This window comes from Polymorphospora rubra, assembly GCF_018324255.1.
In the GTDB taxonomy this organism is placed as follows: Bacteria; Actinomycetota; Actinomycetes; order Mycobacteriales; family Micromonosporaceae; genus Polymorphospora; species Polymorphospora rubra.
In genome coordinates this window covers 6,572,527-6,599,371 of record NZ_AP023359.1, presented here as the reverse complement: position 1 = coordinate 6,599,371, position 26,845 = coordinate 6,572,527, and the positions used below count along the sequence as shown (strand labels likewise).

General features: G+C 73.4%; 18 protein-coding genes and 4 pseudogenes. 8 read left to right on the top strand and 14 right to left on the bottom strand.

Annotation, left to right across the window (positions count from 1 at the left end; translation table 11 throughout):
- Nucleotides 1-47: 47 nt before the first annotated feature.
- The gene (locus Prubr_RS29660; protein ID WP_212818167.1) at nt 48-365 is read left to right on the top strand and encodes an STAS domain-containing protein; all 318 of its coding nucleotides are present in this window, start codon (nt 48-50) and stop codon (nt 363-365) included.
- 84 nt (nt 366-449) lie between these two features.
- On the opposite strand, the gene Prubr_RS29655 is transcribed toward Prubr_RS29660, so the two are convergent.
- The 6 genes from Prubr_RS29655 to Prubr_RS29630 form a co-directional block, all read right to left on the bottom strand.
- Nucleotides 450-2,504, bottom strand: a complete 2,055-nt coding sequence (locus Prubr_RS29655) for a hypothetical protein (protein WP_212818166.1) — start codon at nt 2,502-2,504, stop codon at nt 450-452.
- Nucleotides 2,501-3,637, bottom strand: a complete 1,137-nt coding sequence (locus tag Prubr_RS29650; protein WP_212828695.1) for a VWA domain-containing protein — start codon at nt 3,635-3,637, stop codon at nt 2,501-2,503. Before Prubr_RS29650 ends, Prubr_RS29655 begins: the two co-directional genes overlap by 4 nt.
- Before the next feature lie 82 nt (nt 3,638-3,719).
- Complete coding sequence (locus Prubr_RS29645) at nt 3,720-6,056, bottom strand: DUF5682 family protein (RefSeq protein WP_212818165.1); 2,337 nt, start codon at nt 6,054-6,056, stop codon at nt 3,720-3,722.
- Nucleotides 6,056-7,156, bottom strand: coding sequence for an ATP-binding protein (locus tag Prubr_RS29640; protein WP_212818164.1), 1,101 nt, complete (start codon nt 7,154-7,156; stop codon nt 6,056-6,058). The genes Prubr_RS29645 and Prubr_RS29640 overlap by 1 nt, the downstream gene beginning before the upstream one ends.
- Before the next feature lie 70 nt (nt 7,157-7,226).
- Entirely contained in the window at nt 7,227-8,516 is a 1,290-nt protein-coding gene (locus Prubr_RS29635) for a hypothetical protein (protein ID WP_212818163.1), read from the bottom strand.
- Nucleotides 8,517-8,677: 161 nt separating this feature from the next.
- Nucleotides 8,678-9,253, bottom strand: a complete 576-nt coding sequence (locus tag Prubr_RS29630; protein ID WP_212818162.1) for a TerD family protein — start codon at nt 9,251-9,253, stop codon at nt 8,678-8,680.
- 163 nt (nt 9,254-9,416) lie between these two features.
- Between Prubr_RS29630 and Prubr_RS29625 the strand changes: the two genes are divergently transcribed.
- Nucleotides 9,417-10,610, top strand: a complete 1,194-nt coding sequence (locus Prubr_RS29625) for a hypothetical protein (RefSeq protein ID WP_212818161.1) — start codon at nt 9,417-9,419, stop codon at nt 10,608-10,610.
- 18 nt (nt 10,611-10,628) lie between these two features.
- Here the strand turns inward: Prubr_RS29625 and Prubr_RS29620 are convergent, their stop codons facing one another.
- Nucleotides 10,629-10,904, bottom strand: a complete 276-nt coding sequence (locus Prubr_RS29620) for a hypothetical protein (protein ID WP_212818160.1) — start codon at nt 10,902-10,904, stop codon at nt 10,629-10,631.
- A gap of 125 nt (nt 10,905-11,029) precedes the next feature.
- On the opposite strand from Prubr_RS29620, the gene Prubr_RS29615 reads away from it, so the two are divergent.
- From Prubr_RS29615 to Prubr_RS29595, 5 genes and pseudogenes are all read left to right on the top strand, one after another.
- Nucleotides 11,030-12,190, top strand: a complete 1,161-nt coding sequence (locus Prubr_RS29615; RefSeq protein ID WP_212818159.1) for a LysR substrate-binding domain-containing protein — start codon at nt 11,030-11,032, stop codon at nt 12,188-12,190.
- Nucleotides 12,191-12,442: 252 nt separating this feature from the next.
- A pseudogene (locus Prubr_RS37795) lies at nt 12,443-12,562 on the top strand (helix-turn-helix domain-containing protein); the annotation flags it as partial.
- A complete protein-coding gene (locus tag Prubr_RS29605; RefSeq protein WP_212818158.1) occupies nt 12,548-13,144 on the top strand; it encodes an IclR family transcriptional regulator in 597 nt (198 codons plus the stop codon). The pseudogene Prubr_RS37795 and the gene Prubr_RS29605, both read left to right, overlap by 15 nt.
- Before the next feature lie 349 nt (nt 13,145-13,493).
- On the top strand, nt 13,494-13,997 hold the full coding sequence (locus Prubr_RS29600; RefSeq protein ID WP_343221705.1) for an NUDIX domain-containing protein: 504 nt from the start codon (nt 13,494-13,496) through the stop codon (nt 13,995-13,997).
- A gap of 351 nt (nt 13,998-14,348) precedes the next feature.
- Nucleotides 14,349-15,896 carry a hypothetical protein gene (locus Prubr_RS29595; protein WP_212818157.1) on the top strand — a complete coding sequence of 516 codons (1,548 nt, stop codon included), beginning with the start codon at nt 14,349-14,351 and terminating at the stop codon, nt 15,894-15,896.
- A gap of 94 nt (nt 15,897-15,990) precedes the next feature.
- Here Prubr_RS29595 and Prubr_RS29590 read toward each other — a convergent pair.
- The 7 genes and pseudogenes from Prubr_RS29590 to Prubr_RS29560 form a co-directional block, all read right to left on the bottom strand.
- Nucleotides 15,991-17,416: pseudogene (locus Prubr_RS29590) on the bottom strand (GH1 family beta-glucosidase).
- A gap of 54 nt (nt 17,417-17,470) precedes the next feature.
- Nucleotides 17,471-18,473 (bottom strand): annotated as a pseudogene (locus tag Prubr_RS29585) (ABC transporter ATP-binding protein).
- Nucleotides 18,470-19,516: an ABC transporter permease gene (locus Prubr_RS29580; RefSeq protein ID WP_212828691.1), complete on the bottom strand. Its 1,047-nt coding sequence runs from the start codon at nt 19,514-19,516 to the stop codon at nt 18,470-18,472. Before Prubr_RS29580 ends, Prubr_RS29585 begins: the two are co-directional and overlap by 4 nt.
- 9 nt (nt 19,517-19,525) lie before the next feature.
- Nucleotides 19,526-20,506 (bottom strand): ABC transporter permease, encoded by a 981-nt coding sequence (locus tag Prubr_RS29575; RefSeq protein ID WP_212818156.1) that lies wholly within the window; start codon nt 20,504-20,506, stop codon nt 19,526-19,528.
- On the bottom strand, nt 20,503-21,654 hold the full coding sequence (locus Prubr_RS29570) for an ABC transporter ATP-binding protein (RefSeq protein ID WP_212818155.1): 1,152 nt from the start codon (nt 21,652-21,654) through the stop codon (nt 20,503-20,505). The genes Prubr_RS29575 and Prubr_RS29570 overlap by 4 nt, the downstream gene beginning before the upstream one ends.
- 90 nt (nt 21,655-21,744) lie before the next feature.
- Nucleotides 21,745-23,421, bottom strand: a complete 1,677-nt coding sequence (locus Prubr_RS29565; RefSeq protein WP_212818154.1) for an ABC transporter substrate-binding protein — start codon at nt 23,419-23,421, stop codon at nt 21,745-21,747.
- 121 nt (nt 23,422-23,542) lie between these two features.
- Nucleotides 23,543-24,615: pseudogene (locus tag Prubr_RS29560) on the bottom strand (LacI family DNA-binding transcriptional regulator).
- A gap of 282 nt (nt 24,616-24,897) precedes the next feature.
- Here Prubr_RS29560 and Prubr_RS29555 point away from each other — a divergent pair.
- On the top strand, nt 24,898-26,823 hold the full coding sequence (locus tag Prubr_RS29555) for a lectin (RefSeq protein WP_246567810.1): 1,926 nt from the start codon (nt 24,898-24,900) through the stop codon (nt 26,821-26,823).
- Nucleotides 26,824-26,845: the final 22 nt, after the last annotated feature.

The following is a 26,845-nucleotide window of genomic DNA, read 5'->3' as shown; positions in this document are numbered from 1 at the left end:
CCTACCGTGGGAAGCGAGAACATCGTCGCGAAGAGGAAGGGCAACCCATGGGAGACGCAGTGGTCAGCCAGCAGAAACTCGACGATGGCACCGTCGTGGTCGAGTTGCGCGGGGAACTCGACCTGGCGGCCAACGACGCGCTGCGGGCGATGCTGGTCGACCTGGTCGAGCTGCAGCGACCACCACGTATCGTGATCGACCTGCTACACGTCAGTTTCGTCGATTCGACGGGAATCGGGGCGTTGGTGGCCGGCTACAACGCCGCAATCGATTCCGGGGTCGACTACACGGTCCGGGCGGTCGCCCCGTTTGTCGAACGGCAACTGCGGCTCACCGGGGTCTACGGCCAGCTCGTCTCGACCTGAGGCCGGCGGCCGACCAATTCGAATAGGGCCACGGCACCAATGCATTGCGCGGTTCCGGGGCCAGCGCGCGGGGCGGCCCGACGGTCAACGACGGTCGGCGGTGACCGACAACCGGATCTGCGCGTCCACCCACGCCCCCGACACCGACGTCGGATCGGCGGCGAGCCCGGCGGCCAGCCCCTCCAGCGCCTCCGCCGAGCGCCGCAGCCCGATCCCGGCCAGCGTTCGTCCGGCGGCCCGCAACCGGCCCGGGAACGTCACCGGCACGTGCCGGGCCCCCCGGTGCGCCAGCTCGGCCAGCAGCCCCAGCGCCGCGTCGACGGCGTCGCCCAGCTCGTCGGCCACCGCGGCGACGCCGGGAGCCAGCTGCCCCCGGTCGTCGCCGCCGGCGAGATCCGGCACCACCACGGCACCGTCCACCGCGACCGCGGCCGGCACCACCACCAGACCACCCCGGGTACGGTGCACGGCGCCGCTGACGAACCGCGGCCGCCCCCGGTCACCGCGCAGCGCCGCGGCCAGCGCCTCCAGCGCCCCCGGCGACACCGCCCGGTGCACCGCGGACACCGTCGCCGTACCGCCCGTCGGGTCGGCCACCACCGCGTCGAGCCGCTGGTCGCCGGGTCGGTAGCCGATGGACCGTACGTCGGCGACCTCGACCACCCGGAACGACTCGGCGTCGACCCGGGGCCGGATCATCCGCGGCGGCAGCGCCTCGAGGGCGGCGGCCAGCCCGGCCAGGTCCCGGACCACGAGTCCGTCGGCCAGCGACCGCCAGGCACCGGACGACGGCGACACGGTCGTCGCCGCGATCCGGCGGGTCGCCAGCCGGACCCGGTGCGCGGCGCTGCGCGCCGCCGACTCGGTCACCAGGTTGCCGGCGGCGAGCGCGCCGACGGTGGCCCCGCCGACCCGACGCCCGGCGATCTCCGGCCCGGTCGGACCGGTGCCGTCGGCGACCGGCCACCGGTGCCGCAGGACGAGCACCGTCGGCGAATCCGCCTGGGCCAGGAACACCTCCACCGTACGGTCCTCGGCCGTGCCGGCGACCCGGCAGCCGAGGCCGGTGAGCCGGACCCGGCGCAGCGGGGTCTCGGCGGCCTCCTCGGTGCCGAGCACCCGCGAACGCGCGCCGGCACCGGCGCCGGTCACCGCCCGGTGCCGGGCGTGCAACTCGGCGAGGAGTTCGGCGACCCGTTCGGGGTGATGGTGGGCGCTGCGCTCCCGGTAGGCCGTCAGCTGCCCGGCGAGATCGTCGAGGGCGAGCAGCGGCCAGCGCAGGTTCGCCGCCTCGAGATCGCGCCGTACGACGGCGAACCCGGCGGCCAGCCCACCGGAGTTGACCGCGCCGTCGAGCAGCACCTCGTCGGCCAGTTCCAGCGCGGCCGTCAGGCCGGACCCGTCGGCGCCGGCGGTGGCCCCGCCGACCTCGACCCGGGTCTCGGCCACCCCCGGCGCGGTCTCGTCGGCGACCCGGCACGCCCACACCGCCAACGCGACCGCCTCCCCGTGCGCGCCGGAAGCGGCTGCGGTGTGCGCGTAGTTGAGCTGGTGCGGCACCAGGAACCGGACCGTGCACGACGGCAGCTCGACCAGTGGCGCCGGATCGACGGCGGTCGGTCGGCGCACCAGCGCGTTGTAGCCGCGCCGGTGGGTACGGCGGGCCAGGACGAGCGCCCGACTGCCGATCAGTGCCTCGATCTCGTCGTCGCCGAACTCCCCCGGCGACCAGTCGGGCACGGCGGGCGCGGTCGGCGGCGGGCTGCCCGGTACGGCGTCGGCGGGGGCCGTGCCGCCGGACCGGCCACCGGCCGGAACCGGGCCGGCGGCGGCCGGTCCGGTCGGGGCGGCCGCCGCGGCGGCGGTCGCCTGGTAGGCCAGCACGAGGGTCAGCACGTGCCGGCAGGCGCCCGGGGCGCCGCAGTCGCAGTCCGCCGCGTCGAGGTCGGCGCCCGCCCCGATCCGGGTCCGTACCCCGTCCGGGTGCTCTCCGGTCAGGGTGCCGTCCGGCTCGATACCGACCTCCGGGCCGTCGCCGGCGTCGACCGCCTTCGCGGCACGCTTGAGCAGGCCGCGGTTGGTCAGTGCGGCCAGCGCGTCCGGGGTCAGCGCCAGCAGGTCGGCGCGGCGCGCGGTCACCGGCCCACCTGCTCGGCGACGAAGGAGGCGAGCTGGCCCGGCGTCATCGCGCCCACCCCCGCGCCGACGTTCGCCAGCCGCTGGGCCATCGCCCGGTCGTAGCTCGGGTTGGCGTCCTCGTCGAGCGCGGCCAGGCCCAGCACCTGGGTGCCCTGCTCGACGAGGCGGGCGACGCCACGGACCAGCTGCCCCGGATCCCCGCCCTCGTAGAAGTCGGAGACCAGCGCGACGATCGTCCGGCGCGGGTTCTCGATCAGGCCGGCGGCGTACGCGACCGCCCGGGCGATGTCGGTGCCGCCGCCGAGCTGCACCCGCATCAGCAGCTCCACCGGGTCGTCGACGTCGGCGGTGAGGTCGACGACGTTCGTGTCGAACGCGACGAGATGCGTCTTGACCCCCGGCAGCCCCCACAGACAGGCCGCGGTGACCGCCGAGTGGATCACCGACCCGACCATCGACCCGGACTGGTCGACCAGGAGGATCACCTGCCACCGCTCGAGGTGCCGGCGGGTCCGGGAGACGAAGTACGGGGTCTGGATCGCCAGCCGGCGGTGTTCGGGCTGGTAGTGCGCAAGGTTGCCGGCGAGGGTACGGCGTACGTCGAAGTTGCGCGACACCCGGAGCCGGCTCGGCCGCCGCGACCGGGTGCCGGAGAACGCCTGCCGGACCTGCGGCGCGAGCCGCTCGAGCAGTTCGGCGACCACGGCGGCGACGATCCGCCGGGCCAGCACCAACACCTGCGGGTTCATCAGGTGCCGGGTCCGCAACACCGCCTTGAGCAGGGTCGCGTTCGGCTCCACCCGGGCCAGTACGGTCGGGTCGGTGACCACCTCGTGGATCTCGTAGCGCTCGACCGCGTCCCGTTCGAGCCGCTCGACGGTCTCCTTCGGGAACAGCCGGTGGATCTCGTCCAGCCAGTCGACGGTGGTCAGCACCGACGGGCCGTCGCCGCCGGCGGGGCCGGCACCGCCACGGCGTACGTCGCGGCGGGCCAGCTCCTCGTCACGGCCGTACAGCCAGTCCAGCGCGGCGTCGCGGGCCGCCGCCCGGTCGCCGAGCCCGCCCTCCCCGGCACACGCGTCGGCCGGCTCGCCGAGCACCAGCCGCCACCGCTCCAGCCCCTCGTCGGGCACCGGCGCGCTCACGCGCCCACCCCGCTCCGGTCGCCGGCCGCGTGACACAACCTGAGCCCGCCCGTTCCCTCGCTCCGCCCGGTCACGGTGTCTCCTGCAGGAGCAGGCCGGCGCGGGCGAGTACCGCCTCGACGTCGGCGTCGAGTTCGCGGGCACGGGCGAACAGGGCCGGGTCGACGGCCGTACGCAGCAGGGCGCGGCCGGAGCCGCCCAGTCCCCGCCGGGCCAGCAGCCGCCCGGCGACACCCTCGCGTTCGCGGGGCGGGAAGAACGCGAACGCCTGCCGCAGTCCGGGCAGCGCGACCAGGAATTCGCGCTCCGGCATCGCGGTCACCAGGCCGTCGAGCACCCCGAGCAGATCGGTGCGGCCGGACCCGCCGTCGGGGTCGGGGGCCGGGTCGGCGGTCAGGATCTCCTCACGGGCCAGCGCGAACAGCCCGGCCAGCCAGTCACCGAGGGTGCTGGTGCCGCCGACGGCGTGTACCGCCGCGACCGGGTCGGCGCCGCCGCCGAGCGCCCAGGTGAGGCCGAACATCGCGCCGCGCAGGTCCGGTGGCACGTCCCGGTCGGCGGCCAGCCGGCCGGCGACCGCCAGCACCGCCGCCCGGTCCAGCTCCAGCACCGGCCCGGCGTGCACCACCGCGTCCCGCAACGCCGCCACCGCCGCCAGCCGCGCCGGTTCGGCCGGTGCCGGACCGCCCCGGATCCCCTCCGCCAGCCACACCGCCCGCACCGCCGCCGCCGAGATCACCGCACCGAGTACGCCGGTCCGTGCCACCCCGAACAGCCGGTCGTGCCGCCACAGGCCGAGGGCGACGGCGAGCACCCGGCCCAGTGGCGCCAGTTCCCGCACCGCGCCGACCGATCGGGCGACCTCGTCGAGGACGTCGCCGGACAGGTCGGCGATCCCGCACAGCGCGGCGTCGAACAGCACCGACGCCAGCCGGTCGACGTTGCCCGCAGCGTTGGTGCCCCGCTCGGCAAGCCGGGCGGCGGCCGCGTCGCGCAGCGTGGCGCCGTACCCGCCGACCTCGATCAGCGCGCTCAGCCGGTCGTCACGCACCTCGACCGACCACCGCTCGACGAGGACCGCGTCGACCCCGGGCGTCGGGCCGGCGTCGCGCCGGAACCCGGGTACGCCCAGGACGCGCAGCCGGTGCAGGATCCGGCTGCGGGTCAGGTCGTCCGCGCCGGTCAGGTCGAGCCGGACGTCGCCGGCAGCGGCGAGCCCGTGGCGTTCCAGCGTGTCGGTGACGTCGTCGACCAGCGGCGGCAGCGGGGTGTCGGGATGCAGTTCGCCGACCCGGTCGCCGCTGAGCGCCGCGACCATCTCCACGACCACCGGGTGCGTACCGGCCGGCAGCCGGCCCCGGCTGGTCCACGGCAGCGGCACCTCGAGCGCCTCGTCGACCAGCGCCGAGACGAGGCCGTCGAGGACGTCGGCGCGGGCCGGCGGCCGGTGTCCGCGTACCCGGGCCAGGCCGGCCGCCATCGTGCGGGCGGCGACCAGGTCGGCGGTGGAGACCCGCTGCCTGCGGTGGCGCAGCCGGGCGACGACCGACGCGGTCAGGTCGTCGGCGGCCCGCGCCGCGCCGTGCTCCCACAGCCGCTGGTAGTAGTCGGGCGACGGCATGCCCGACTGGTAGCCGTCGAAGGAGTCGAGCCGGCGGAACGAGTACGGCACCAGGTAGCTGCCGCCGCGGGCGCCGTCGGGCGGCCGGGGCACGTCCGGCCAGCGGCCGTCGCCGGTGCCGGCGAGCCGGATCAGCGCCGGCCGGTGGAAGCCGCCGGACACCACGACCACCGGGCGTCCGCCGGCGTGCGCCGCCGCGGCGTCGACCCACCGGGCCATGTACGCCTCGCGGGCGCAGTCGTCGTCGCCGGCCGCCGACCCGTCGCGCACCAGGTCGAAATAGGTCGCCAGCCGTTCGGCGAGCCCGTCGTCGGGCTGGATCTCGAACAGGTGGTCCCACAGCGTGTCGACGTTGTCGACGGCGAAGACGCGGCACAGCCGGTCGACGACCTCGGCGTAGCGCCGCTCGGCGTCGGCGTAGCGGTTGGTCCGGTCGGCGAACGCCGGATGCCAGGCCGGCAGGTCGATGAACCGGACCTGCGCCCCGAGCCGCCGGCCGGCGGTGAGCGCCACCCACTCCGGGGAGTAGTCGCAGAACGGGCTCCACGAGGCGTGGGCCCGGGTGCCGTCCCGGTAGGAGGTGAAGACGGCGACCGGCAGCCGGTGGCCGAGCAGCAGTTCGTCGAGCCGGTCGTTGACGTCGGCCGGCCCCTCCACCAGCACGTACGCCGGCCGCAGCGCCTCGATCGTGGCCGCCACCAGCCGGGCGCAGGCCGGGCTGTGGTGGCGTACCCCGAGGTAGGTCACGTCGGCCGGGGCGACCGGGCCGGCGGGTGGTGCGGTCATCAGCCGGGCAGCAGGTGCCGGGCGTCGTGGAACGCCTTCCAGTGCGCGCCGGCGTGCCGGGGCACCCGCTGTTCCAGGTAGCGGCGCAGCCGGGCCAGGTCCTCGGCGTCGTCCTTGGCCGCGGTGCCGGCCAGGCAGGGCACGATGTCGGCCGGGGTGCCGGCGTCACCGCGCAGGAACCAGGCCCGCAGGCCGACGGCGTGTGCCACCGACACCGCCTCGGCGGTGCTCATCACCGCCGACAGCCGGTCCATCGGCTCACCCCGGCCGGTCGTGCCGGCCCGCAGCTCACGGAACGTGGTGACCAGCACCTCGAGTACGTCCCGCCGGGGCGGCACGGTCACCCCGGAGCGGCGCAGCAGCGCACCCGCCTCGGCCTCCACCAGGTCGAGTTCGGTGGCCAGGTCGGGGATCGGGAAGACCGTCTCGAAGTTGAACCGCCGCTTGAGCGCGGCACTCATCTCGTTGACCCCGCGGTCGCGGGTGTTGGCCGTGGCGATGACGTTGAAGCCCTCCCGGGCGAAGACCATCGCGTCCGGCCCGGCGAGCTCCGGCACCGACAGCACCCGGTCGGACAGCGGCGACAGCAGGCAGTCCTGGACCTCCAGCGGGCACCGGGTGATCTCCTCGAAGCGGACCACCCGGCCCTCGGCCATGCCGCGCAGCAGCGGCGCCGGCACCAGCGAGCGGGTCGACGGCCCCTCGGCGACCAGCAGGGCGTAGTTCCACGAGTACTTGATCTGGTCCTCGGTGGTGGCGGCACCACCCTGGATGGTCAGCGTCGAGTCGCCGCTGACCGCCGCGGCGAGCAGCTCCGACAGCAGCGACTTGGCGGTGCCGGGCTCGCCGACCAGCATCAGCCCACGGCTGGTGGCCAGCGCCACCAGGGCCCGGTCGATCAGGGACGGGTCGCCGACGAACTTGCCGCTGATGCCGGCCCGCTCGTCGCCGAGGACGAAGGCGCGGGCGGCCTGCAGGCTCAACGCCCAGCCGGGCGGCCGTTCGCCGCGGTCGGTCTCGCGCAGCCGGGCCAGTTCGTCGGCGTACCGGACCTCGGCCGGTGGCCGCTGCACCCGGACCGGCACGCTCCCCTCGCTCATGCCGTCCCCTCGCTACGCTCACGGCCGGCACGAGACAACCCGAGCCAACCGACTCGCTCGCCGCGCTCGCTCACGGCATCTCCTCGTGTGGACCGGTGCCGCCGTCGCGGACCGCGGTGACCCGGCGGCGGGCGTCGCCGGACAGTGCGGGCAGGGCGGCGGCGGTCGCGGCCGGATGGGCGGACACATGGGCCCGCAGCAGGTCGGCGGCGGTCCGGGCGCGCGGTGCCGCCCCGCCGGCGGCCTCGGCCAGCAGGCGTACGGCCCGGACCGGGAACCGGCGGGCGGCGGCCTGCACCGACGCCGGCACCCGGGGCTGGTCGAGGCGGTCGAGCTGGAGCCGCAGCGCCTCGTCGGTCGGCAGGACGGCGAGCGCGTCCAGCAGCCGCTGCCGGGCGTCGGCGTCGGCGTAGTCGCGGTCGAACCAGTCGGCGAGCCGGGGCGCGATCGCCGGCCCGATCCCGTCGACGACGGTGGTGACCAGGCTCTGGTGCTGGATCACCCACCAGGTGCGCACGTGTTCGGCGATCAGGTCGAGCTGCGGCAGCGATCCGATCGCGCACCACAGCAGGCCGCCGACGGCGTAGTCGCTGGTCGCCGGCAGGGCCCGGCACTCCTGGTCGACCCAGTCGGTCTGCGTGGGCAGCAGGAAGCAGATCGCGACCCGCTGCCGGGCCGACCCGGCGCGCAGCGTGGCGAGCGCGTCGACGGCCGCCACGTGGTCGGCGTCGGTGGCGGCGGCCAGGTGGGCCCGGATCCGGGCGGCGACGGCGAGCCAGTGCGCGTGGTGGCTCCAGCCGGCGGCGGACAGGTCGGTGTGCCGGCCGATCCGGACCCGGCCGCCCCGCGGCGGGTAGGGGCCGTGGTCGACCGCGAGTCCGCTCAGCTCGACGACGGCGCGGGCGGCGAAGACCACGCCGTGGGCGGCCACCCAACCGTCGGCCAGGGCCCGGATCCGGTCGATGTTGCCCCAGCCGTACGCGTGGCTGGCGGCGGCGGCGACCGCGGCGGCGCCGGCCGGGGTCGGTTCGCCGGCGAGATGGGCGCGGGCGACGGCCGCGGTCCGCGGGTCGGTGTGCGGGTCGGCGAGCAGCGCGTCGATTCCGGCGCGCAACGGGGCCAGGAACTCGTCGGCGGCGGTGACCGAGGCCGGGCCGGCGTGCACCGGCGGGCCGGCGGCGCCGCCGCGGCGCGGGATGATGGTGCGCCGCCACGCGGGCGGGATCTCGAACCGGTCCTCGTCGACGCGGGCCGCCGGCGCGGGCGGCTGCGACCGTCCGGTCTGGACCGGCACCGGCACGTCGGCGCGGGCGGTCCGGGGGACCGTCGTGGTGCCGCCGCCCGGTTCGAATGCTCGCACGGGGAATCTCCTTGATCATCCGCGATGTCGGGCCACACTGTAACGGTGCCGTCCGACAAAGCAGACTGACCTGGGGCGTGTCGACGCGAGGGCGGGCCGGGCCGACGACGAGGGGCGTGGAAGGAGCCGGTCGGCCCATCCCACGCCCCTCGAACGGACCGTCAGACGTTGACGCCGTAGTCGGTCGCGATCCCGTGCAGGCCGGAGGCGTACCCCTGGCCGATCGCCCGGAACTTCCACTCGGCGCCGCGCCGGTAGAGCTCACCGAAGACCATCGCCGTCTCCGTCGAGTAGTCCTCGGAGAGGTCGAACCGCGCCAACTCCCGGTTGTCGGCCTGGTTGACCACCCGGATGAAGGCGTTCTCGATCTGGCCGAACGACTGGTTGCGGCCCTGCGCGTCGTGGATCGACACCGGGAACACGATCCGGGTCACCTCGGCCGGCACCCCGGCCAGGTTCACCTTGATCGTCTCGTCGTCGCCGTCGCCCTCACCGGTGAGGTTGTCACCGGTGTGCTCCACACTGCCGTCGGGCGAGGTCAGGTTGTTGTAGAAAACGAAGTGCTGGTCGGAAAGGACCTTGCCGGCGTCGCTGCAGAGCAGGGCGCTGGCGTCGAGGTCGTAGTCGGTGCCGGTCGTGGTCCGCACGTCCCAGCCGAGGCCCACGTTGACGGCGGTGAGACCCGGCGCCTCCTTGGTCAGGCTGACATTTCCACCCTTGGACAGAGTTACACCCACGAAGAGCCCTCCCACACGCGATGATTCTGCGAACGTGACTGAACGTTACACAAAAGCCGCCACGGGTCGTCCACCGCTTCGGGCGGCGGCCGGGTCCGGACGATCATCGGATGTGGGCCACGCGTTGCGCGCGGGGTGCGCCGATCGGGCACCATTGCACACTGTGTGGAGCAACCGTCGACGACAGCGGGCCGAAGAGGCCCGGCAGGCGGAGCAGGCCGCCGCCCGGGCCGCCGACGCGTTCCTCACCCTCGACACCGAACAGACGTCGGTCGCCGCCGACTTCGACCTCCTGCTCGGCGTACTCGCCCCCGCCGACGTGCCCGCCGCCCGGCGGTCGTACGACGCCGCCGCCGGGCAGTGCCAGCAGGCCGTCGCCGCCTACCTGGCGCTGAACGCGCCCGACGCGCCCCCGCCGGCGACCGCGGCCCTGGAGCGGTCCCGCGCCGACCTGGACGCCGCGCGGGCCGCGTTGGCGCGGTTCGCGCAGTGGTGCCGGACCCGGATGGCGCACGCCGCCGCGGCGATCACCGCGGCCGAGGAGCAGGCCGGCGACGCCCGCGCCGCGCTGGCCGACGCCACCGCGGCGATCGAGGCGACCAGGGCCGCCGGCCGCGACACCGGCGGGGCACAGCAGCAACTGGCCCGGGCCCGGGAGGCCTACCACCAGATCTCCGAGGCCGCCGTCGGGCGCGCCGGAGTCGGCGTACGCGCCGCGGTCACCGAGGCCCGCAAGCAGGCCGAGCAGGCCCGCCGGTTGGCCGACGAGGCGCGTACGCTGCCCGAGCGCACGCCGAAGGCGCTCGGCAGCCTGCGCACCCGGATCGACGGGCTGCGCTACCGGATCGGGCAGCTCGACGAGCGGATGTCGGACCTGCGCCGGGAGTTCGTGGCGGCCTGCTGGACCGACCTGACCGGGGGCGCCAAGGCGGCGCACACCGAACTCGACGCGGCCGTCGCCGCGGTACAGGACGCCGAACGGCGGGCCGCCGCCGGCGAGTGGGAGGCGGCCTGGGACGGCGTCACCCGGGCCAGGGCGCACCTGGAGCGGGTGACCGACACCGTCGACGCGCCGGGCGAGCGGCTCGCCGCGCTGCGGGCCGTACGCGACGATCCGCGGGCGGAGTCGGAACGGACCCGGCGGGTGATCCGCGACGCGCAGCGGTTCGTGCTGGGGCTGGCGGGCGGGCCGCCCGGTGACAGCGCCCGGCAGCTCGACAGCAGGTCGGCGCTGCTCCAGACGATGGTCAACAAGCTGGACGTGCCGCATCCGGACTACTGGACCTACCTGACCCAGCTGGCCCGGATCCGGACCGAGGTCGGCGACCTGGTCGACCGGATCCGGCAGGGCGGCTGAGGGCGGCCGGCGCGCGGCTCAGCGGGACCGGTGGGCGGCGGTGGCGGCGCACGCGTCGGCGACCCGGGCCGCCCGGCCGGCGAGGTCGGCGGCCAGGTCGGCCAGCTCCCGCCAGGTGTCGGCCAGCACCCGCGCCTCCTCCTCGGTCATCGGGACCACGACCGGGGTACGCGGGTGGCGCGGGTCGTCGATCGTCATGGCGGCACGGACCTCGTCCGCGGTCACGGTGGCCGCGTCGAGGTCGAGGCAGGCGTCGTGCAGGCGGCCGAGGGCGGTGCGGGGCGTCCAGAACACGCTGTCCACCCTGGGTGACCGACACCCGACCAAGCAAACGGAACCACCCCTCGATGCCTTCGGAATGCGAGCCCGGCCAACGTTTCGTTGGCGAACGACGGGGCCGGGCCGGCTACCCTTCCCGGGTGTCCACCGACCGACCCGACCGGCACTACGACCGGCTGCGGATCAAGCACCTGCGGGTCTTCGACGCGCTGACCCGACGTGGCCGCTACCGCAGCACCGCCGCGCAGTTCGGCGCCACCGACCAGCACATCCGGGACCTCGTCGACGACCTCGAGCAGGCGTTCGGCGGTGGTCCGGGCACCCTGGTCACCCAGGTCGCCGGTACCCGGGGCGCGTACGTCCCCACCCCGGCCGGCGAGCAGGCCCGCGACATCTTCGGGCAGATCCTGAACCTGCTGGACGCCGCCGAACGGCTCCGCGGCTCGGCGACCGGACAGCAGCGGCTGCTGGCGTTCCTGCCCCACCACACCCAGCTGGTGACCAAGGTGATGATCGCGCTGCGGGACCGCGACATCGTCGTCCCGCACACCCTCGACGAACTGGACCGGGCCGGCGGGCGGTTCGAGGAGCGGGTGCTCGACAACGTCCGGCGGCGGGTCTACGACCTGGTGATCGGTCCGCCGCCGGAGCGGCGGGCCAGCGACCGGCGGCGCAAGGGACTGCAGACCAACCTGCTCTACACCGCGCGGCTGGAGGCGATGGTGCCGGTGGAGCGGGTCGGTGACGGCCACCTCGAACTGCACCGGCTCGCCGAGCACGAACTGCTGCTGCCGCCCCCGGGCTTCCGGTCCCGCGACATCCTCGACGGCAGCTTCGTGGCGAGCGGCCTGGCCGACCGGGGGCTGCGGCTACGGGTCGTCAAGCCGTCCCAGGTGACCGGCGTACTGGTCAAGATGGGCTGGGACGGGCTGGGCACGGTGGTGCTGCCGTCGGACATCGCGCTGCCGTACAAGGCGGGAAGCTACTCGGCCGGGCCCGACGCGGACCGGTTCGCCTGGGTGCCGCTGGTCACCGGCGCGGACACCCACCTGACACACGGTGTCTACGTCACCACCCGCGCCAACCGGGACGCCGAGCCGGGCGTACAGGAGATCGTCGACGCGGTCGCCGCGGCGGTCGACGCCACGCCGGGCCTGGAGGGCACCGAACCACTGCCGGCGGCCCCCGCCGACCGCGCGGCGCGGTCGCTGCTCGCCGACCTGGCCGGCGGACGGTACGACGACCAGCTGGCCGCGATCCGCGCCGCGGTCGACGCCCGTGCGGCGGCCGGTGCGCCGTGACCGGGGCGCCCGCCGTGCCCGGGCGGGCCGGGCCGTCCGGCGCGACGGTGCCGCGCCACGCCGGTCCGCACCGTTCCACGGCCTGGAACCAGCGGACCGACCGTCCCCCGTTTGGTGACGTTCCGTAGCTGACCGCAGTCGTTCGGTGTACGTTGTGTCAGCCGTGGGCACCCGGGCCCACCCCCAGGAGGTGGGAATGCGGCCCGAGCCACCCGGCCCTGACGGGGGCCGCCGACGGGTGCCGTCGGCCGCGCCGTCAGCCTGCTGGAACTGCTGGCCACCGGCGGCCCCCGCAGCCTGACCCGACTGGTCACCGACACCGGACTGCCCAAGACCACCGCGCACCGCGTCCTGCGCATGCTGGTGGCGCACGACCTGGTCGCGCACGGGCCGACCGGCTACGAGGTCGGGCGCCGGATGCGGGAACTGGCGAACCTGATCGTCGGCCAGCACGACGACCTGCGCCGGATCATGATGCCGTTCCTGGTCGACCTCTACGAGCGCACCGACCGTGCCGTCCGCCTCGGGGTGCTGCGCGGCGACGAGTGCGTCTATCTGGAGACCGTGTACGGCGCCCGGCACGCAACGGCGGTCCGCGCAGCGGGTGACCACGCTCCGGCGCACAGCACGGCGGCGGGCAAGGTGCTGCTCGCGTACACCTCGGGCCGGATCGCCCGCCAGCGCCCGCTGCGCGGCCTGACCGCGTACACCGTCGCCGACCCGGCCCGGCCCGGCGACGAACTGGCGGCGGTGCGGCGGACCGGCGCCGCGACGGCGGGCCAGCAACAGCGGCTCGGCCTGGTCACGGTCGCGATGCCGGTGCTGGGGCGGGACCGGGCGGTGGCCGCCGCCATCGAGATCGTCGGCGACGCGGCGTTCCGGCCGCGGGACGTCGCGACCGCGCACCGGCAGGTGGCGCTGGCCGCGTCGGTGGCGCTCGGCGGCCGCACCTGACGGCCACGCCCACCGCCGCCCGCCCTTGCCCCACCGCCGCCCGCCGCACCCGCACCCGCACCCGCACGATCAAGGGGATGATGTTCGCGAGTCGGGCGCCGAACGCCACGATTCCTCCGTGATCGACGCGCCACCCGGCGCCCCGGCGCCCCGGCGCCCCGGCGCCCGGCGCCCGGCAGAGCCTGTCCGCCAGCGCCACGCGATCAAGGGGATGATGCTCGCAATTCAGCCGGGATACGCCACGATTTCTCCGTGATCGACGCCGTGTGGAGAGCGCGGGAACGGCCGCCGGACCCGAGGATCGCCGGGCCGGCCCGTGGCGGCGCGTCCACGGTAGCCTCCCAGCGTGATGACAGCGTCTGACGACTACACCGCGACGCTACCGCGGAAGCGGATGGCCGCGGCCGTGCTCTTCCGCGACACCAGAGGCCGGATCCTGTTGGTGGAACCCCGGTACACCGACCACTGGGAGTTGCCGGGCGGATGTGTCGACGCCGACGAATCGCCGTATGCGGCCGCGATGCGGGAGCTGCACGAGGAACTCGGCCTGTCGCTGACGCCCGGCGGGCTGTTGGTGGTCGACTGGGTCCCGGCGCAGGCCGGTCGCACCGAGGGCGTCATGTTCGTCTACGACGGTGGCGTACTCGCCCCCGCCAGAGAGGCGGAGATCCGCCTGCCGGCCGACGAGTTGCGCGGCTGGGCCTGGTCCACTCCGGCCGAGGCGCGACAGCGACTCTCGCCACTGCTGGCCCGGCGTGCCACCGCCGCGCTGGCCCGGCGTGCCACCGCCGCGCTGGCCGCGGCGGGCGGCGGCGGCACGGCCTATCTGGAGGACGGCAACCGCGTCGGGTAGGCGTAAGCGTTCCGCCGGTCGAAAGTGGGCGGTCGACGCCGCCCGGCAACGCCGACAGAAGAGAGACCGCCCCGCCGGCGACACGTTTCGCAGGCCCGTGGCCGTACGTGCGACGGCCGTACGTGAGTTGATCTGAGCGTCAGCCACCTTACGCGGCGTCGATAAGGTGGCTGACGCTCAGATCAACAGCGGCGCCCGCCCTGCGGCCCGGCTTGGCGGCGCCCGCCCCGCTCGTCCGGCGGCCCGTTGTATTGCGCCGGGATGACCCGTGCGTTTCAATTGGTCGACCTGTTGAGAGAGCGCTCTCACAGGCGCACCTCCCCACCACCGACATCCACGCGGAGTGTGTCCATGCCAACCGACCAGCCCGCCCCGCACCAGCCACCCGCCCCGCACCCCCGACCGGCGCTGCGCCGCCGGCACGTCCTCGCCCTGTCCGCGACCGCCGCGACCGTCGCCGCCACCGGCGTCCAGCTCGCCACCCCCGGCAGCGCCCTGGCCGGCGGCGGCCACGACCGCCCCCGCCCCGGCCGGGTCGTCGACCGCCACCTCGAGGCTCCGGTGGAGCGCGCCTACCACTACCTCGACGTCGTCCAGGACGCCTACCAGCGCGGCGACACCCCCCGGCTGCTGCAGAGCTACAACAACGAGTCGCAGCTGATGACGACCGCGTTCATCTACGACAACGCGCTCGCCGCGATCGCCTACCTGGCCCGCCCGACGCGGGACAACGTACGCCGGGCCCGGATCGTCGGCGACGCGCTGCTGTTCACCCAGGACAACGACGAGGCGTACGCCGACGGCCGGCTGCGGCAGGCGTACGCGGCCGGGCCGATGCTCTTCTACGGCGGTTCGCCGGAGTTCCCCGGGCTGGTCCGCGCCGACGGCAAGGCGGCGTTCCTGTGGCCGTACGGCTTCACCGGCTCGTCGGTCGGCGACGTGTCGTGGGCCGCGCTCGCGCTGACCCACCTGTTCGCCCACACCCGCGTGCGGAAGTACCTCGACGGGGCGGTCGCCGCCGCCCGCTGGGTGGTCGACAACACCGTCTCGCCGTACCGGTACGGCGGCTACCACGGCGGCGTGCAGGGCGACGGGGTAACCCACCAGCGGTGGTGCTCCACCGAGCACAACATCGACGCGTACGCGCTGTTCACCCTGCTGGCCCGCTACACCGGCGACCGGGCCTGGCACCGGCACGCCCGGGTGGCCGGCGACTTCGTCCGGGGAATGTGGAACCCGGTCGACGGTCACTTCTGGACCGGTACGCAGGGCGCGGGCCCCGACGACGACCCGGACCAGATCAACCGGGCGGTCCGGCCGGAGGATCCGAACACGTGGGGCTACCTGGCGCTGCGCGAGCAGAAGCACGCCCGCGGTCTGGACTGGACCGCGCGGGAGCTGGCGGTCACCGACGCCGCCGGCCCGGACTCGGAGATGCCGCCCGGCCGGCCCGTCTCCGGGGTCACGTTCAGCGACCTGTCGAAGGTCCTCACCGGGACGGTGCCCGGCGGTGACCGGCCCAACAACCGCAACGCGGTGTGGCTGGAGGGCAACGGGCACCTCGCCGCCGCCCTGCTGGAGCGCGGCGACCGGCCCCGGCGTGGCCCGGACGACCGGACCCGGGCCGTGCACTACCTGCGCCAGGCCGTGGTCGCGCAGGAGGTACTCGGCGGCGGGCAGACCGTCGGGCTGACCGCCGACCCCAACGGTGGGCGGCTGTCCGATCCGGCCGCCGGCGGCACCTGGACCGGCCGGCCGCTGCCCGCCCGGTCCGGGATCGTCTCGGCGACCAGCGCCTTCGACACCGGGTTCGGGTTCGCCTACTTCCAGCGGCAGCACGTCGGCGCGACCGCGTGGTTCCTGATGGGCGCGCAGTCGGTGAACCCGTACCGGATTTGACGACCGGCGGTGCCGGCCGGCGGCCACCCGGACAGCCGCCGGCCGGCGTACCGGTCGCCCCGGGACGCCGGCGCGTCCCGGGGCGACCGGCGGCTCAGGCCCGGTTGCCGCGGACCCGACGGATCGTGTCGCGGTACCACAGGGCGCTGTGCTTGGGCGTACGCACCTGGGTGTCGTAGTCGACCCGGACGATGCCGAACCGCTTCGCGTAGCCGTACGCCCACTCGAAGTTGTCCAGCAGCGACCAGGCGAAGTAGCCGCGGATGTCGGCGCCCTGCCGCCGGGCCTGCGCGACCGCGCCGATGTGCGAGACGAAGTACGCGGTGCGCTCGTCGTCGCGGACGAACCCGGTCTCGTCGGGCTCGTCGTCGAACGCCGACCCGTTCTCGGTCACCACCATCGGCAGGTCGGGGTAGTCGCGGCCGAGCCGTACCAGCAGCTCGGTGAAGCCCTCCGGCACGATCTCCCAGCCCATCGCGGTGCGCGGCCGGCCGGTCGACACCTCGCGGACCACCGGGTTGCCGTCGGTGTCGGTGGTGTTGCCGTCCTCGTCGACGCCGGAGAACGCCGAGCTGAAGTAGTGGTTGACCCCGAGCACGTCGAACGGCGTGGAGATGATCTCCAGGTCGCCGTCGCGGACCGGGATGGTGATCCCTGGGCGGCCAGGTCCTCGACCACGTCGGCCGGGTAGCGGCCGTACCGCAGCGGGTCGAGGTAGATCCGGACCCCGAGGCCGTCGGCGCGCCGGGCCGCCTCCCGGTCGAGGTCGCTGTCGGTGGCCGGGCTGGACGAGCCCATGTTGAGGGTGATACCGAGGTCGACCGGGCCGGGCGCGGCCGCCCGCATCCGCTGGGTCGCCAGGCCGTGACCGAGGAGCAGGTGGTGCACCGCCGCCATGCTCGCCGGGAAGTCCCTGATCCCGGGCGCGTGGTTGCCGTACGCGTAGCCGAGCATCGCCGAGCACCACGGCTCGTTCAGCGTGGTCCAGGTCCGTACCCGGTCCTTCAGGTGGTCGAAGACCAGCATCGAGTAGTCGGCGAACCGGTAGGCGGTGTCGCGTGCCGGCCAGCCGCCGGCGTCCTGGAGTTCCTGCGGCAGGTCCCAGTGGTAGAGGGTGATCCACGGGTCGATGCCCTGGCCGAGGAGTTCGTCGACCAGCCGGTCGTAGAAGGCCAGGCCGGCCGGGTTGACCGGACCGCGCCCGCCGGGCTGCACCCGCGGCCAGGCCACCGAGAAGCGGTACGTGTCGACCTCGAGTTCGCGCATCAGCGCGACGTCCTGCGGCATCCGGTGGTAGTGGTCGCAGGCGACGTCGCCGTTGTCGCCGCCGTCGATCGCGCCCGGCACCCGGCAGAACGTGTCCCAGATCGACGGGGTCCGGCCGTCCTCGGCCACAGCGCCCTCGATCTGGTACGACGAGGTCGCCACCCCCACCGGAAGTTCGGTGGCAGGGTGTCGATCGGGTCGGGTTGACCGCTTTCCACGCGGCTGGGATCGAGTGTCGTGGCGGTCGTGTCCATGCTGCTCCTGATCGGGTCGATGGGAACGGAAAGTGGGTGGCCGGTCCGGGCCGGTCAGCCGGCCGGGGCCGGGTGCAGCCAGCAGGCAACGGTGCGGGCCGGGCCGGCGCGGTCCGGCGGCGGGCCGAGCACCGGCAGCCTGTCGGCGCACGGGTCGAACGCCTTCGGGCAGCGCGGGTGGAAGGCGCAGCCGGTCGGCATCGCCCGCAGGTCCGGTGGTGAGCCGGGGATGCCGGACAGTTCGCGGCGCGGCCCGCGCAGCGCCGGGAACGAGCGCAGCAGCCCCTCGCTGTAGGGGTGCAGCGAGTCGCGGTAGAGGGTGGCGGCGGGCGCCTCCTCGACGATGCGTCCGCCGTACATGATGGCGATCCGGTCGGAGAACTCGACCAGCAGCGACAGGTCGTGGGTGATGAACAGGACCGCGAAGCCGAGGCGTTCGCGCAGCTCGACGAGCTGGCCGAGGATCTGCCGTTGCATCACCACGTCGAGGGCGGTGGTCGGCTCGTCCATGATGACGATCTGCGGTTCGAGGGCCAGCGCCATGCCGATCATGACCCGTTGGCGCATGCCGCCGGAGAGCTGGTGCGGATAGCTGTCCAGCCGGTCGGCGGAGATGCCGACGAGTCTGAGCAGCTCCCGGGCCCGGTCCAGGCGGGCGGCCGGACTCAGCCGCGGCTCGTGCGCCTTGATGACGTCGAGCAGCTGGGTGGCGACCTTGTGGACCGGGTTGAGGGAGTTCATCGCCCCTGGAACACGATCGACGTCTCGGCCCAGCGGAAGCGGCGCAGTTCGGCCGGGGTCAGGGTCATCACGTCGAAGGGTTCGCGACCGCCGGGCGGGTGGTAGACGACCGATCCGCCGCTGACGACGCCGGGCGGCGGCAGCAGCCGGGTCAGGCCGTACGCCAGCGTCGACTTGCCGCTGCCGCTCTCCCCGCCAGCCCCAGCACCTCGCCGCGGTGCAGGGTCAGGTTGACGTCCCGTACGGCGCGCACCGCCTCGTCGCCGAGGCCGTAGTCGACGTCGAGGTTCCTGATCTCGAGGACGGGTGTGGTCATCGCCGGCCGACCCTTTCGTTGGTGAGTACGTCGGCGTCGCGGGGCGCCGGTGGCCGGGGCGCGCTGCGCAGGACCGGGGTGAACCCGACCCGCATCCGCACGGTACGGCCGTCCGCGGTCTTGACGCTGGTCTTGCCGCTGCTGCGCAGCCGGGGGCTGACGAACTCGTCGATGCCGAAGTTGACCAGCGACAGGGCGGTGCCGAGCAGCGCGATGGCCAGGCCGGCCGGGACGAACCACCACCAGGCGCCCTGGGCCAGGGCCTGCTGGGACTGGGCCCAGAACAGGATGGTGCCCCAGTTCCACTCCGACACCGTGGAGATGCCGATGAAGGCCAGGGTGATCTCGGTCATCACGGCGAAGATCACCGTGCCGACGAAGCCGGAGGCGATGATCGCGGTCAGGTTCGGCAGGATCTCGAAGATGATGATCCGCCAGGTGCTCTCCCCCGTGGCCCGGGCCGCTTCGACGTAGTCGCGCCGGCGCAGCGACAGGGTCTGCGCGCGCAGCACCCGGGCGCCCCAGGCCCACGAGGTCGCGCCGATGACCAGGGCGACCATCAGGTCGCCGGCGCCCGGGATCGTCGAGGCCACGATGATGATCAGGGGCAGGGCGGGGATCACCAGGAACACGTTGGACAGCGCCGAGAGGCTCTCGTCGGCGGCGCCGCCGAGGAACCCGGCGGTGACCCCGACCAGCACCGACAGCACGGTGGCGACCAGGCCGGCGAGGAAGCCGACGAAGATGACGCCCCGGGTGCCGACCAGCACCTGGCTGAAGATGTCCTGGCCCAGGTGGGTGGTGCCGAACCAGTGCTCGGCCGACGGCGGCGCGACCAGGTCGGCGCCGCGCGCCGACGGGTCGTACGGCGCGATCCACGGGCCGATGATCGCCAGCAGCAGGAAGAAGCCGAGGACGACCAGGCCGGTGGCCGCCTTGGGGTTGGCGACGAACCGCAGGCGGCGCCGTTTCGGGGCGGCCTGCGCCGGGGCGGCGGGCGCGCCGTCGCCGGTGACCGTACCGGTCATCGTGGTGGCGGGCATGGACACCGGTCAGCCCTCCTTGCGCGTACGCGGGTCGAGTGCGAGGTAGGCGAGGTCGGCCAGCAGGTTCGCGACCAGCACGGAGATCGTGATGATCAGGAAGATGCCCTGCATCAGCGGGTAGTCCTTGGCGCCGACCGCCTGGAACAGCTGGAACCCCAGGCCCGGGTAGGAGAAGACGATCTCGACCAGGAGGGTGCCGCCGACGATGAAGCCCAGCGACAGGGCGAAGCCGGAGACGTTGGGCAGCAGCGCGTTGCGGGCGGCGTAGCTGACCGCGACCCGCCGCTCGGACAGGCCCTTGGCGTGCGCGACGGTGATGTAGTCCTCGGCCGCGACGGTGACCATCATGTTGCGCATGCTGAGGATCCAGCCGGAGACCGACGAGATCAGGATGGTCAGTGCCGGCAGCAGGCTGTGCTGGATGGCGCTGGGGATGAAGTACTGGTCCCAGGCCGGCACCAGGCCGGGGGCGTAGCCGCCGGACGACGGGAAGAAGCTGCCGGGTCCGGCGAGCAGGGCGATCGCGATCAGGCCGAGCCAGAAGTACGGGATCGACGACAGGAAGGTGGTCACCGGCAGCAGGCCGTCGGCCCACGACCCGCGCCGCCAGCCGGCGAGCACGCCGAGCGAGGTGCCGACGAAGAAGCTGATGACGGTGGTGATGCCGACCAGTGACAGGGTCCACGGCAGGCTGTCCGACAGCACCTGGGAGACCGGGGCCGGGAAGAACGTGAACGACATGCCGAGGTCGCCGCGGAAGAGCTGGCCCCAGTACTCGACGTACTGCTGCCAGAGGCCCTTGTCCTCGTCGAGGCCGAACAGGACGTAGAGCGAGGCCATCGCCTCGGTGCTGAGCTGGCCCTGGTAGCGGGCGACCAGCGAGCGGACCGGGTCGCCGGGGATCATCCGGGGGATGAAGAAGTTGAGGGTGATCGCGGCCCAGGCGGTGAAGAGGTAGAACGCGATGCGCTGCAGCAGGAACCTCACGGCTTCACCACCCGGCCGTTGTCGGTGCCGGCCGCCGGTGCGGCGGCGCGAACGTCCGCGGACCCGGGCGCGGCGTCCGTCGCCGGCGCGCCGTTCTCGTAGAGCCAGCAGGCGGCCCAGTGTCCGGTGCCGTCGGCCAGGTCGAACCGGGGCGGCAGGTCGGTGCGGCACTTCGGCATCACGTGCACACAGCGCGGGTTGAACCGGCAGCCGGCCGGCGGCCGGATCAGGCTCGGCGGCTCGCCGCCGGCCCGGTCGACCGGGATGCTCTCGGCCAGTTCGTGCGCGTCGCCCTGGAGCCGGTCGGGGTCGGGTGCCGATTCGATCAACAGCCGGGTGTACGGGTGCGCCGGCCGCTGGGTGACCGTCTCGCTGTCGCCGCCCTCGACCATCCGGCCGGCGTACATGACCAGCGTCTCGTCGGCGAAGTAGCGGGCCGAGGCGATGTCGTGGGTGATGTAGAGGATGCCGAGGTTGAGCCGTTCCTTGAGGTCGCGCAGCAGGTTGAGCACGCCGAGCCGGATCGAGACGTCCAACATGGACACCGGCTCGTCGGCGAGCAGCACCTGCGGGTCGGCGCCGAGGGCGCGGGCGATCGCGACCCGTTGCCGCTGCCCGCCGGAGAGTTCGTGCGGGAACTTGTCGAGATACCGCTCGGGCGGGGTGAGCTGCACGCGGTTGAGCAGGTCGTGCAGGTTGGCCTCGAGGTCGGCGGCGGTCTTCCCGGCGCGGCCGTGGATGCGCAGCGCCCGGGTGAGGTGGTAGCGGACCGTGTGGACCGGGTTCAGCGAGGCGAACGGATCCTGGAAGATCATCTGTACCTGGCGGCAGTAGGCCCGGAACCGCCGGCCACCGCGTACGGTGACCGGCTCGCCGTGCAGCCGGATGTCCCCGGACGTGCGCCGGAACAGCTGGGCGAGCAGCCGGGCGACCGTCGACTTGCCCGAGCCGGACTCGCCGACCAGTGCGGTCACCCGGCCGCGCCGCAGGGTGATGTGCACGTCGTCGACGGCGTGCACGTGCAGTGCCGGCCGGAAGAGGTCGCGCAGCCCCCGCCGGACCGGGAAGTGCTTGGTGAGGCCCTCGGCTTCCAGGACCACCTCGGTGGTCGGGGCCGCCGCGGGCGTCGGAACGCTGGTTGTGGTCATCGTGCCGGGGCTCCTGTGCCGGTCGGGCCTGTCGTCGCCTGGGCCTCCCGGGCGGCACCGTGGCGCCGCCCGGGAGGGGAACAGGTCGGATCAGGCGTTGGCGGGCTTGAGGTTGAGCACGACGTCGACCGCGTTCGGCTGGGTCGGCTGCGCCGGGGCGTACGGGTTGGCGTCGTCCGGCCAGCCCACCCAGTTCGACGTCACGTACGCGCCACCGGCGTTGTCGGCACCGACCGGGATCATCGGCATCTGCTCGACGAAGATCTTCTGCAGGGTGTTCATCGCGGTGGTACGGGCCGCGTCGTCGGCGGCGTTGGCGAACGCGGCCAGCGCGGCGGTCGCCTCGGGGTTGTCGAAGCGGCCGAAGTTGCCCGACGCCGGGGTGCCGATCGGCTTGAGCAGCGCACCGTCCATGATGGTCTGGTAGATGTCGTACGGCGTGGTGCCGCCGTTGGTCCACCGGAAGGTGGCGTCGAAGTTGCCCTCCTCGACGGCCTGGAACCAGGCGTCCTGGTTGGCCTTGTCGACGGTGGCGGTGATGCCGATCTGGGACAGGTTGTCCTTCACGATCTCCAGGCTGGTGATGTAGTCGGACCAGCCGGCGGGGTCGGTCAGGGTCAGCGTGACCGGCTGGCCGGTCGGGTCCTTCAGCGTGTTGCCGTCGAAGGTGAAGCCGGCGGCGGTCAGCTCCCGCTTGGCGCCGTCGACGTCGACCTTGTGCAGCTGGCCCTTGAACTCCGGCGCGATGAACGACTCACCGGCCGGGGTCGGGATGCCGGTCACCGAGGTCACCTCGGGGTGGAAGTACGCCGCCTCGGCCTGCACGAAGATGTCGTTGCGGTTGATGACCATGTTCATCGCCCGGCGCAGCGCCGGGTTGTCGAACGGCTTCTTGGTGGTGTTGATGTAGAGGCCGTGGATGCCGAGCACCGAGGCCGGCCAGACCTTGTTGTGCTCGGGGTTCTTGGAGACGTAGACGGCCTGGTAGTTGGGGATGAAGACGAAGCTCCACTCGGCCTCGCCGTTGGCCAGCGCGGTGGTCTGCGCGTTGTTGTCGGTGTACGACGTGTAGCGCAGCTCCTTGACCGCCGGCGGGTCCTGCCAGTAGCCGTCGCGGGCCACCAGGGTGGTGGTCTGCGGGGTGAACGACTTCAGGGTGAACGGGCCGGTCCCGACCGGGTTCTTGTTGATGTCGGTGGTCGGGTCGGCGATGCCGGACCAGATGTGCTTGGGCACCATCGGGATGGCGTTGAGGATCTTGGCCTGGTTGACGAACTGCGGGGAGCCGAACGTCATGTTGACGACGTTGCCGGCCACGGTGATGTCGCCGTACGGCACGGCGGCGCCGTTGAGCCCCTCGTGCTTCTTGATCAGTTCGAAGGTGAACGCGACGTCCTCGGCGCTGAACGGCTTGCCGTCGGACCAGGTGACGCCGTCGCGGATGGTCAGCGCGACGGCCTTGTAGCCGTCGGACCACTCCCACTTGGTGGCCAGCCACGGCTTGCCGGGGTCGGCGGGGCGGATCGCGTTGGTCATCACCAGCGGCTCGTAGATCTGCCAGCGGTAGCCGAGCGAGGCGCCCGACGACGAGCCGAGGAACGGGTTGTGGTTCTCGGTCTGCGGGCCGTTGGGCATGCCCACCTTGAGCACGGTGGTCGAGCCGGACCGGTTGTTGTTGCTGTTGGGCGACTCGCCGCTGCACGCGGTGAGCAGGCTCAGCGCGGTGAGACCCGCGACGGCCGCTGCCGCCAAACGCTTGGCGCGCATCTAGTTCCTCCCTGGTCGTGGTGGTGCGGTGTGGTGTGGGTGATATGTGTGCCGGTGAAGCGCCGTAGAGCGCTCTCACGATCGGGTACGACTAAGCCCCGGCGGGCTCGCCGGGGTTCGGTCAGACGGGGATGGCGGGAGTTGCGGTGGTGGTGGGTCCGGCCGGGCCGGACCTGGTGGCGGGTGCGGGTGGCGCTCCGGGGACGGTGGAACCGCGGACGATCAGCGTGGTGGGCAGCACCTGCGGGGTCTCCGGCAGGGGCATGCCCGCGAAGTGGTCGATGAGCATCCGGGCGGCGGCCTCGCCCATCTCGCGCATCGGCTGGTGCACGGTGGTCAACGGCGGGTCGGTGTGCAGCGCGTACGGCACGTCGTCGAACCCGACGACGGCGACGTCGTCGGGCACCGATCGGCCGGCCTCCCGCAGGGCCCGCACGGCGCCGCCGGCGGACAGGTCGTTGTGGGCGAAGACGGCGTCGAAGTGCACGCCGTCGGCGAGCAGCCGCTGGACCGCGCGGCGGCCACACTCGAGGGTGAAGTCCCCCTCGACGACCAGTTCGGGGGCAGCGGAAGGCCGTTCGCCGCGTAGGTGTCGGCGAAGCCGGCCATCCGGTCGCGGGTGCAGCCGAACCGCCGGCTGCCGGTCACCACGAGCGGCCGGGTGCGGCCGAGCTCGAGGAGGTGTCCGGCCGCGGCGGCACCGCCGGCCCGGTTGGTGGTGGCGACCGACGGGAAGACCCGCCGGCTGCCCCGGTCGTCGATGAGCACGACCGGAAGACCGCGCCCGGGCAGTTGGGTGATGTAGTCCAGGGTGCCCTCGGGTTCGATGACCAGCAGCCCGTCGAACGACTTCGCCGACACCTGGGCGGCGAACTGGCGCATCGACTGGGCGCCCTGGTTGCAGGTGAACAGCAGCAGGCCGTAGCCGCCGCTCTCGACCACGTCGACGGCACCCTGCACGACCTCGCCCATCCAGGGCCAGATCAGCGAGGGAACCAGCATGCCGACGATTCGGGTGCGCCCCCGGGCCAGGCCGACGGCGCGGGCACTGGGTACGTAGCCCAGCTCGTCGATCACTGCGCGTACCCGGGCGGCGGTGTCGTCGTCGAGTTCACCACGGCCGTTGAGCACCCGCGAGACGGTGGTCTTGCTGACCCCGGCCCGCGCGGCGACGTCGGCGATGGTGATACGCACGACACCCCCTCGTGTGTCACGACGGTTAACCGTTGATGCGGAACCGGTTTCGAAACCGGTTCCGGGCCGAGTCAACCGGAGTGACGCGCACCACGTCAATAACGTGCAGATAACGAAACTAAATCCTTAGCAAACCTTGCTAACAGTTAATTCTTGGTGTTACCTCGTCATCATCGTCGATATCTCGCCCACCGCCCCGGGGCTCGACGATCACCGCGTGTGATCGGAACAGGTGTGGCACCGCCCACCCACCAGGCCCTTCGCAGGAAGGGGGAGATCCCCGTGCCATCGACCGGGGCCCCACCGCCCGTCACCGTCCGTACCGGCCGGCGCACCGCCCGCCGCCGCGCCGCCACCGCCGCCGCCCTCGCCACCTGTCTGGCCGCCACCGCACTCACCCTGGCCACCAGCCCGCCGGCCCACGCCGCGAACGAGCGGGTCGACGTCTGGCTGACCACCACCTCCGACGCGGGCGGCCGGGTCGTCACCCGCGGCCTGCAGCCGCAGCCGTCGACCGCCTTCTCGGCGAACGCCGGAAACGCCACCCACACCGTCACCGTCGACGAGTCCACCACCTACCAGAGCTTCGAGGGCGGCGGCGCGTCGTTCACCGACAGCGCCGCCTGGCTGCTGAACAGCAGCAACACCGTCAGCACGGCAACCCGTGACCGGGTCATGCGCGAACTGTTCCACCCGGTCGACGGCATCGGCCTGGCCTTCGTACGCAACCCGATGGGCGCCTCCGACCTGGCCCGGTTCAACTACTCGTACGACGACACCTGCTGCGACCTGGGCGACTTCAGCATCGGCCACGACCTCGCCGACGTGGTGCCGCTGACGAAACAGGCGCGTGCCCTGAACCCGGCGCTGAAGGTCAAGGGCGCCCCGTGGAGCGCCCCGGCCTGGATGAAGGACAACAACCGGTTCACCAACCGGGGCTGGCTGAAGTGGGAGTACTACCCGACGTACGCCCAGTACTTCGTGAAGTACGTCCAGCAGAACCAGGCCCAGGGGCTGAAGATCGACTACGTGTCGGTACAGAACGAGCCGACCTGCTGCGGCACCGACGCCACCGGCTACGCGTCGATGAACTGGAACGGCTCCGGGCTGCTGGAGTTCACCAAGAACCACCTGATCCCGGCGTTCCGGGCCGCCGGCATCACCACCAAGGTGCTGATCCTCGACTACAACTGGGGCAACTACAACGACCTCGGCTCGGTGCCGCTGGCCGACGCCGCGCTACGCAACGACCCGCTCTTCGGCGGCATCGCCTGGCACGGGTACGGCGGCGACGTCAACCTGCAGACCACCGTCCGCAACCAGTACCCGGCGGTCAACCAGTACATGACCGAGCACTCCGGCGGCACCTGGGTCGGCGACCAGCACGCCCAGGACATGCACAACCTGATCGACTACACCCGCAACTGGAGCCGGTCGTGGGTCAAGTGGAGCCTGGCGCTGGACCAGAACATGCTGCCGTACGTCGGCGCCGGCTGTAACGTCTGCACCGGCCTGGTCACCGTCCAGCGTGGCGGCGCCCGGCACGGCCAGGTCGACCGGACCGTCGAGTACTACACGATGGGCCACCTGACCAAGTTCGTGAAACCCGGCGCCGCGCGCATCGCCTCCACCGCCAACGGCTCGGTCAAGAACGTCGCCTGGAGGAACCCGGACGGCTCCAAGGCCCTGATCGTCCACAACACCACCGGCGGCAGCCAGTCGATGCGGGTCAACTGGGGCAACCAGTCCTTCGTCTACACCCTGCCGACCCGGACCTCGGCGACCTTCACCTGGTCCGGTACGCCGGGCGGCCCGAACCCGCCCGCCGGCGGGCCGGTCACCGGCCTGGCCGGCAAGTGCGTCGACGTCGCCGGCGCCGGCACCGCCGACGGCACCGCCGTGCAGCTGTACGGCTGCAACGGCACCGACGCCCAACGCTGGACCCGCCCCGGCGACGGCACCGTACGGGCGCTGGGCAAGTGCCTCGACGTCAGCGCCGGGTCCACCGCCGACGGCGCGAGGGTGCAGTTGTGGACCTGCAACGGCTCGCCCGCGCAACAGTGGACGTACACCGCCGGTCGTGACCTGGTCAACCCGCAGGCCGACAAGTGCCTGGACGTGACCGGCAACAACTCCGCCGACGGCACCCCGCTGCAGATCTGGAGCTGCACCGGCGCCGGCAACCAGAAGTGGACCGTCCCGGCCTGACCCGCCGGTCGTGGGCGGTCCG

Bases quoted from the DNA above. Each gene is read 5' to 3' on its own strand.
- Prubr_RS29660 (WP_212818167.1), top strand. From the start codon at position 48: ATGGGAGACGCAGTGGTCAGCCAGCAGAAACTCGACGATGGCACCGTC.
- Prubr_RS29645 (WP_212818165.1), bottom strand. From the start codon at position 6,056: ATGACCGCACCACCCGCCGGCCCGGTCGCCCCGGCCGACGTGACCTAC.
- Prubr_RS29640 (WP_212818164.1), bottom strand. From the start codon at position 7,156: ATGAGCGAGGGGAGCGTGCCGGTCCGGGTGCAGCGGCCACCGGCCGAG.
- Prubr_RS29605 (WP_212818158.1), top strand. From the start codon at position 12,548: ATGCTGGTGGCGCACGACCTGGTCGCGCACGGGCCGACCGGCTACGAG.
- Prubr_RS29600 (WP_343221705.1), top strand. From the start codon at position 13,494: ATGACAGCGTCTGACGACTACACCGCGACGCTACCGCGGAAGCGGATG.
- Prubr_RS29595 (WP_212818157.1), top strand. From the start codon at position 14,349: ATGCCAACCGACCAGCCCGCCCCGCACCAGCCACCCGCCCCGCACCCC.
- Prubr_RS29580 (WP_212828691.1), bottom strand. From the start codon at position 19,516: ATGCCCGCCACCACGATGACCGGTACGGTCACCGGCGACGGCGCGCCC.
- Prubr_RS29570 (WP_212818155.1), bottom strand. From the start codon at position 21,654: ATGACCACAACCAGCGTTCCGACGCCCGCGGCGGCCCCGACCACCGAG.
- Prubr_RS29565 (WP_212818154.1), bottom strand. From the start codon at position 23,421: ATGCGCGCCAAGCGTTTGGCGGCAGCGGCCGTCGCGGGTCTCACCGCG.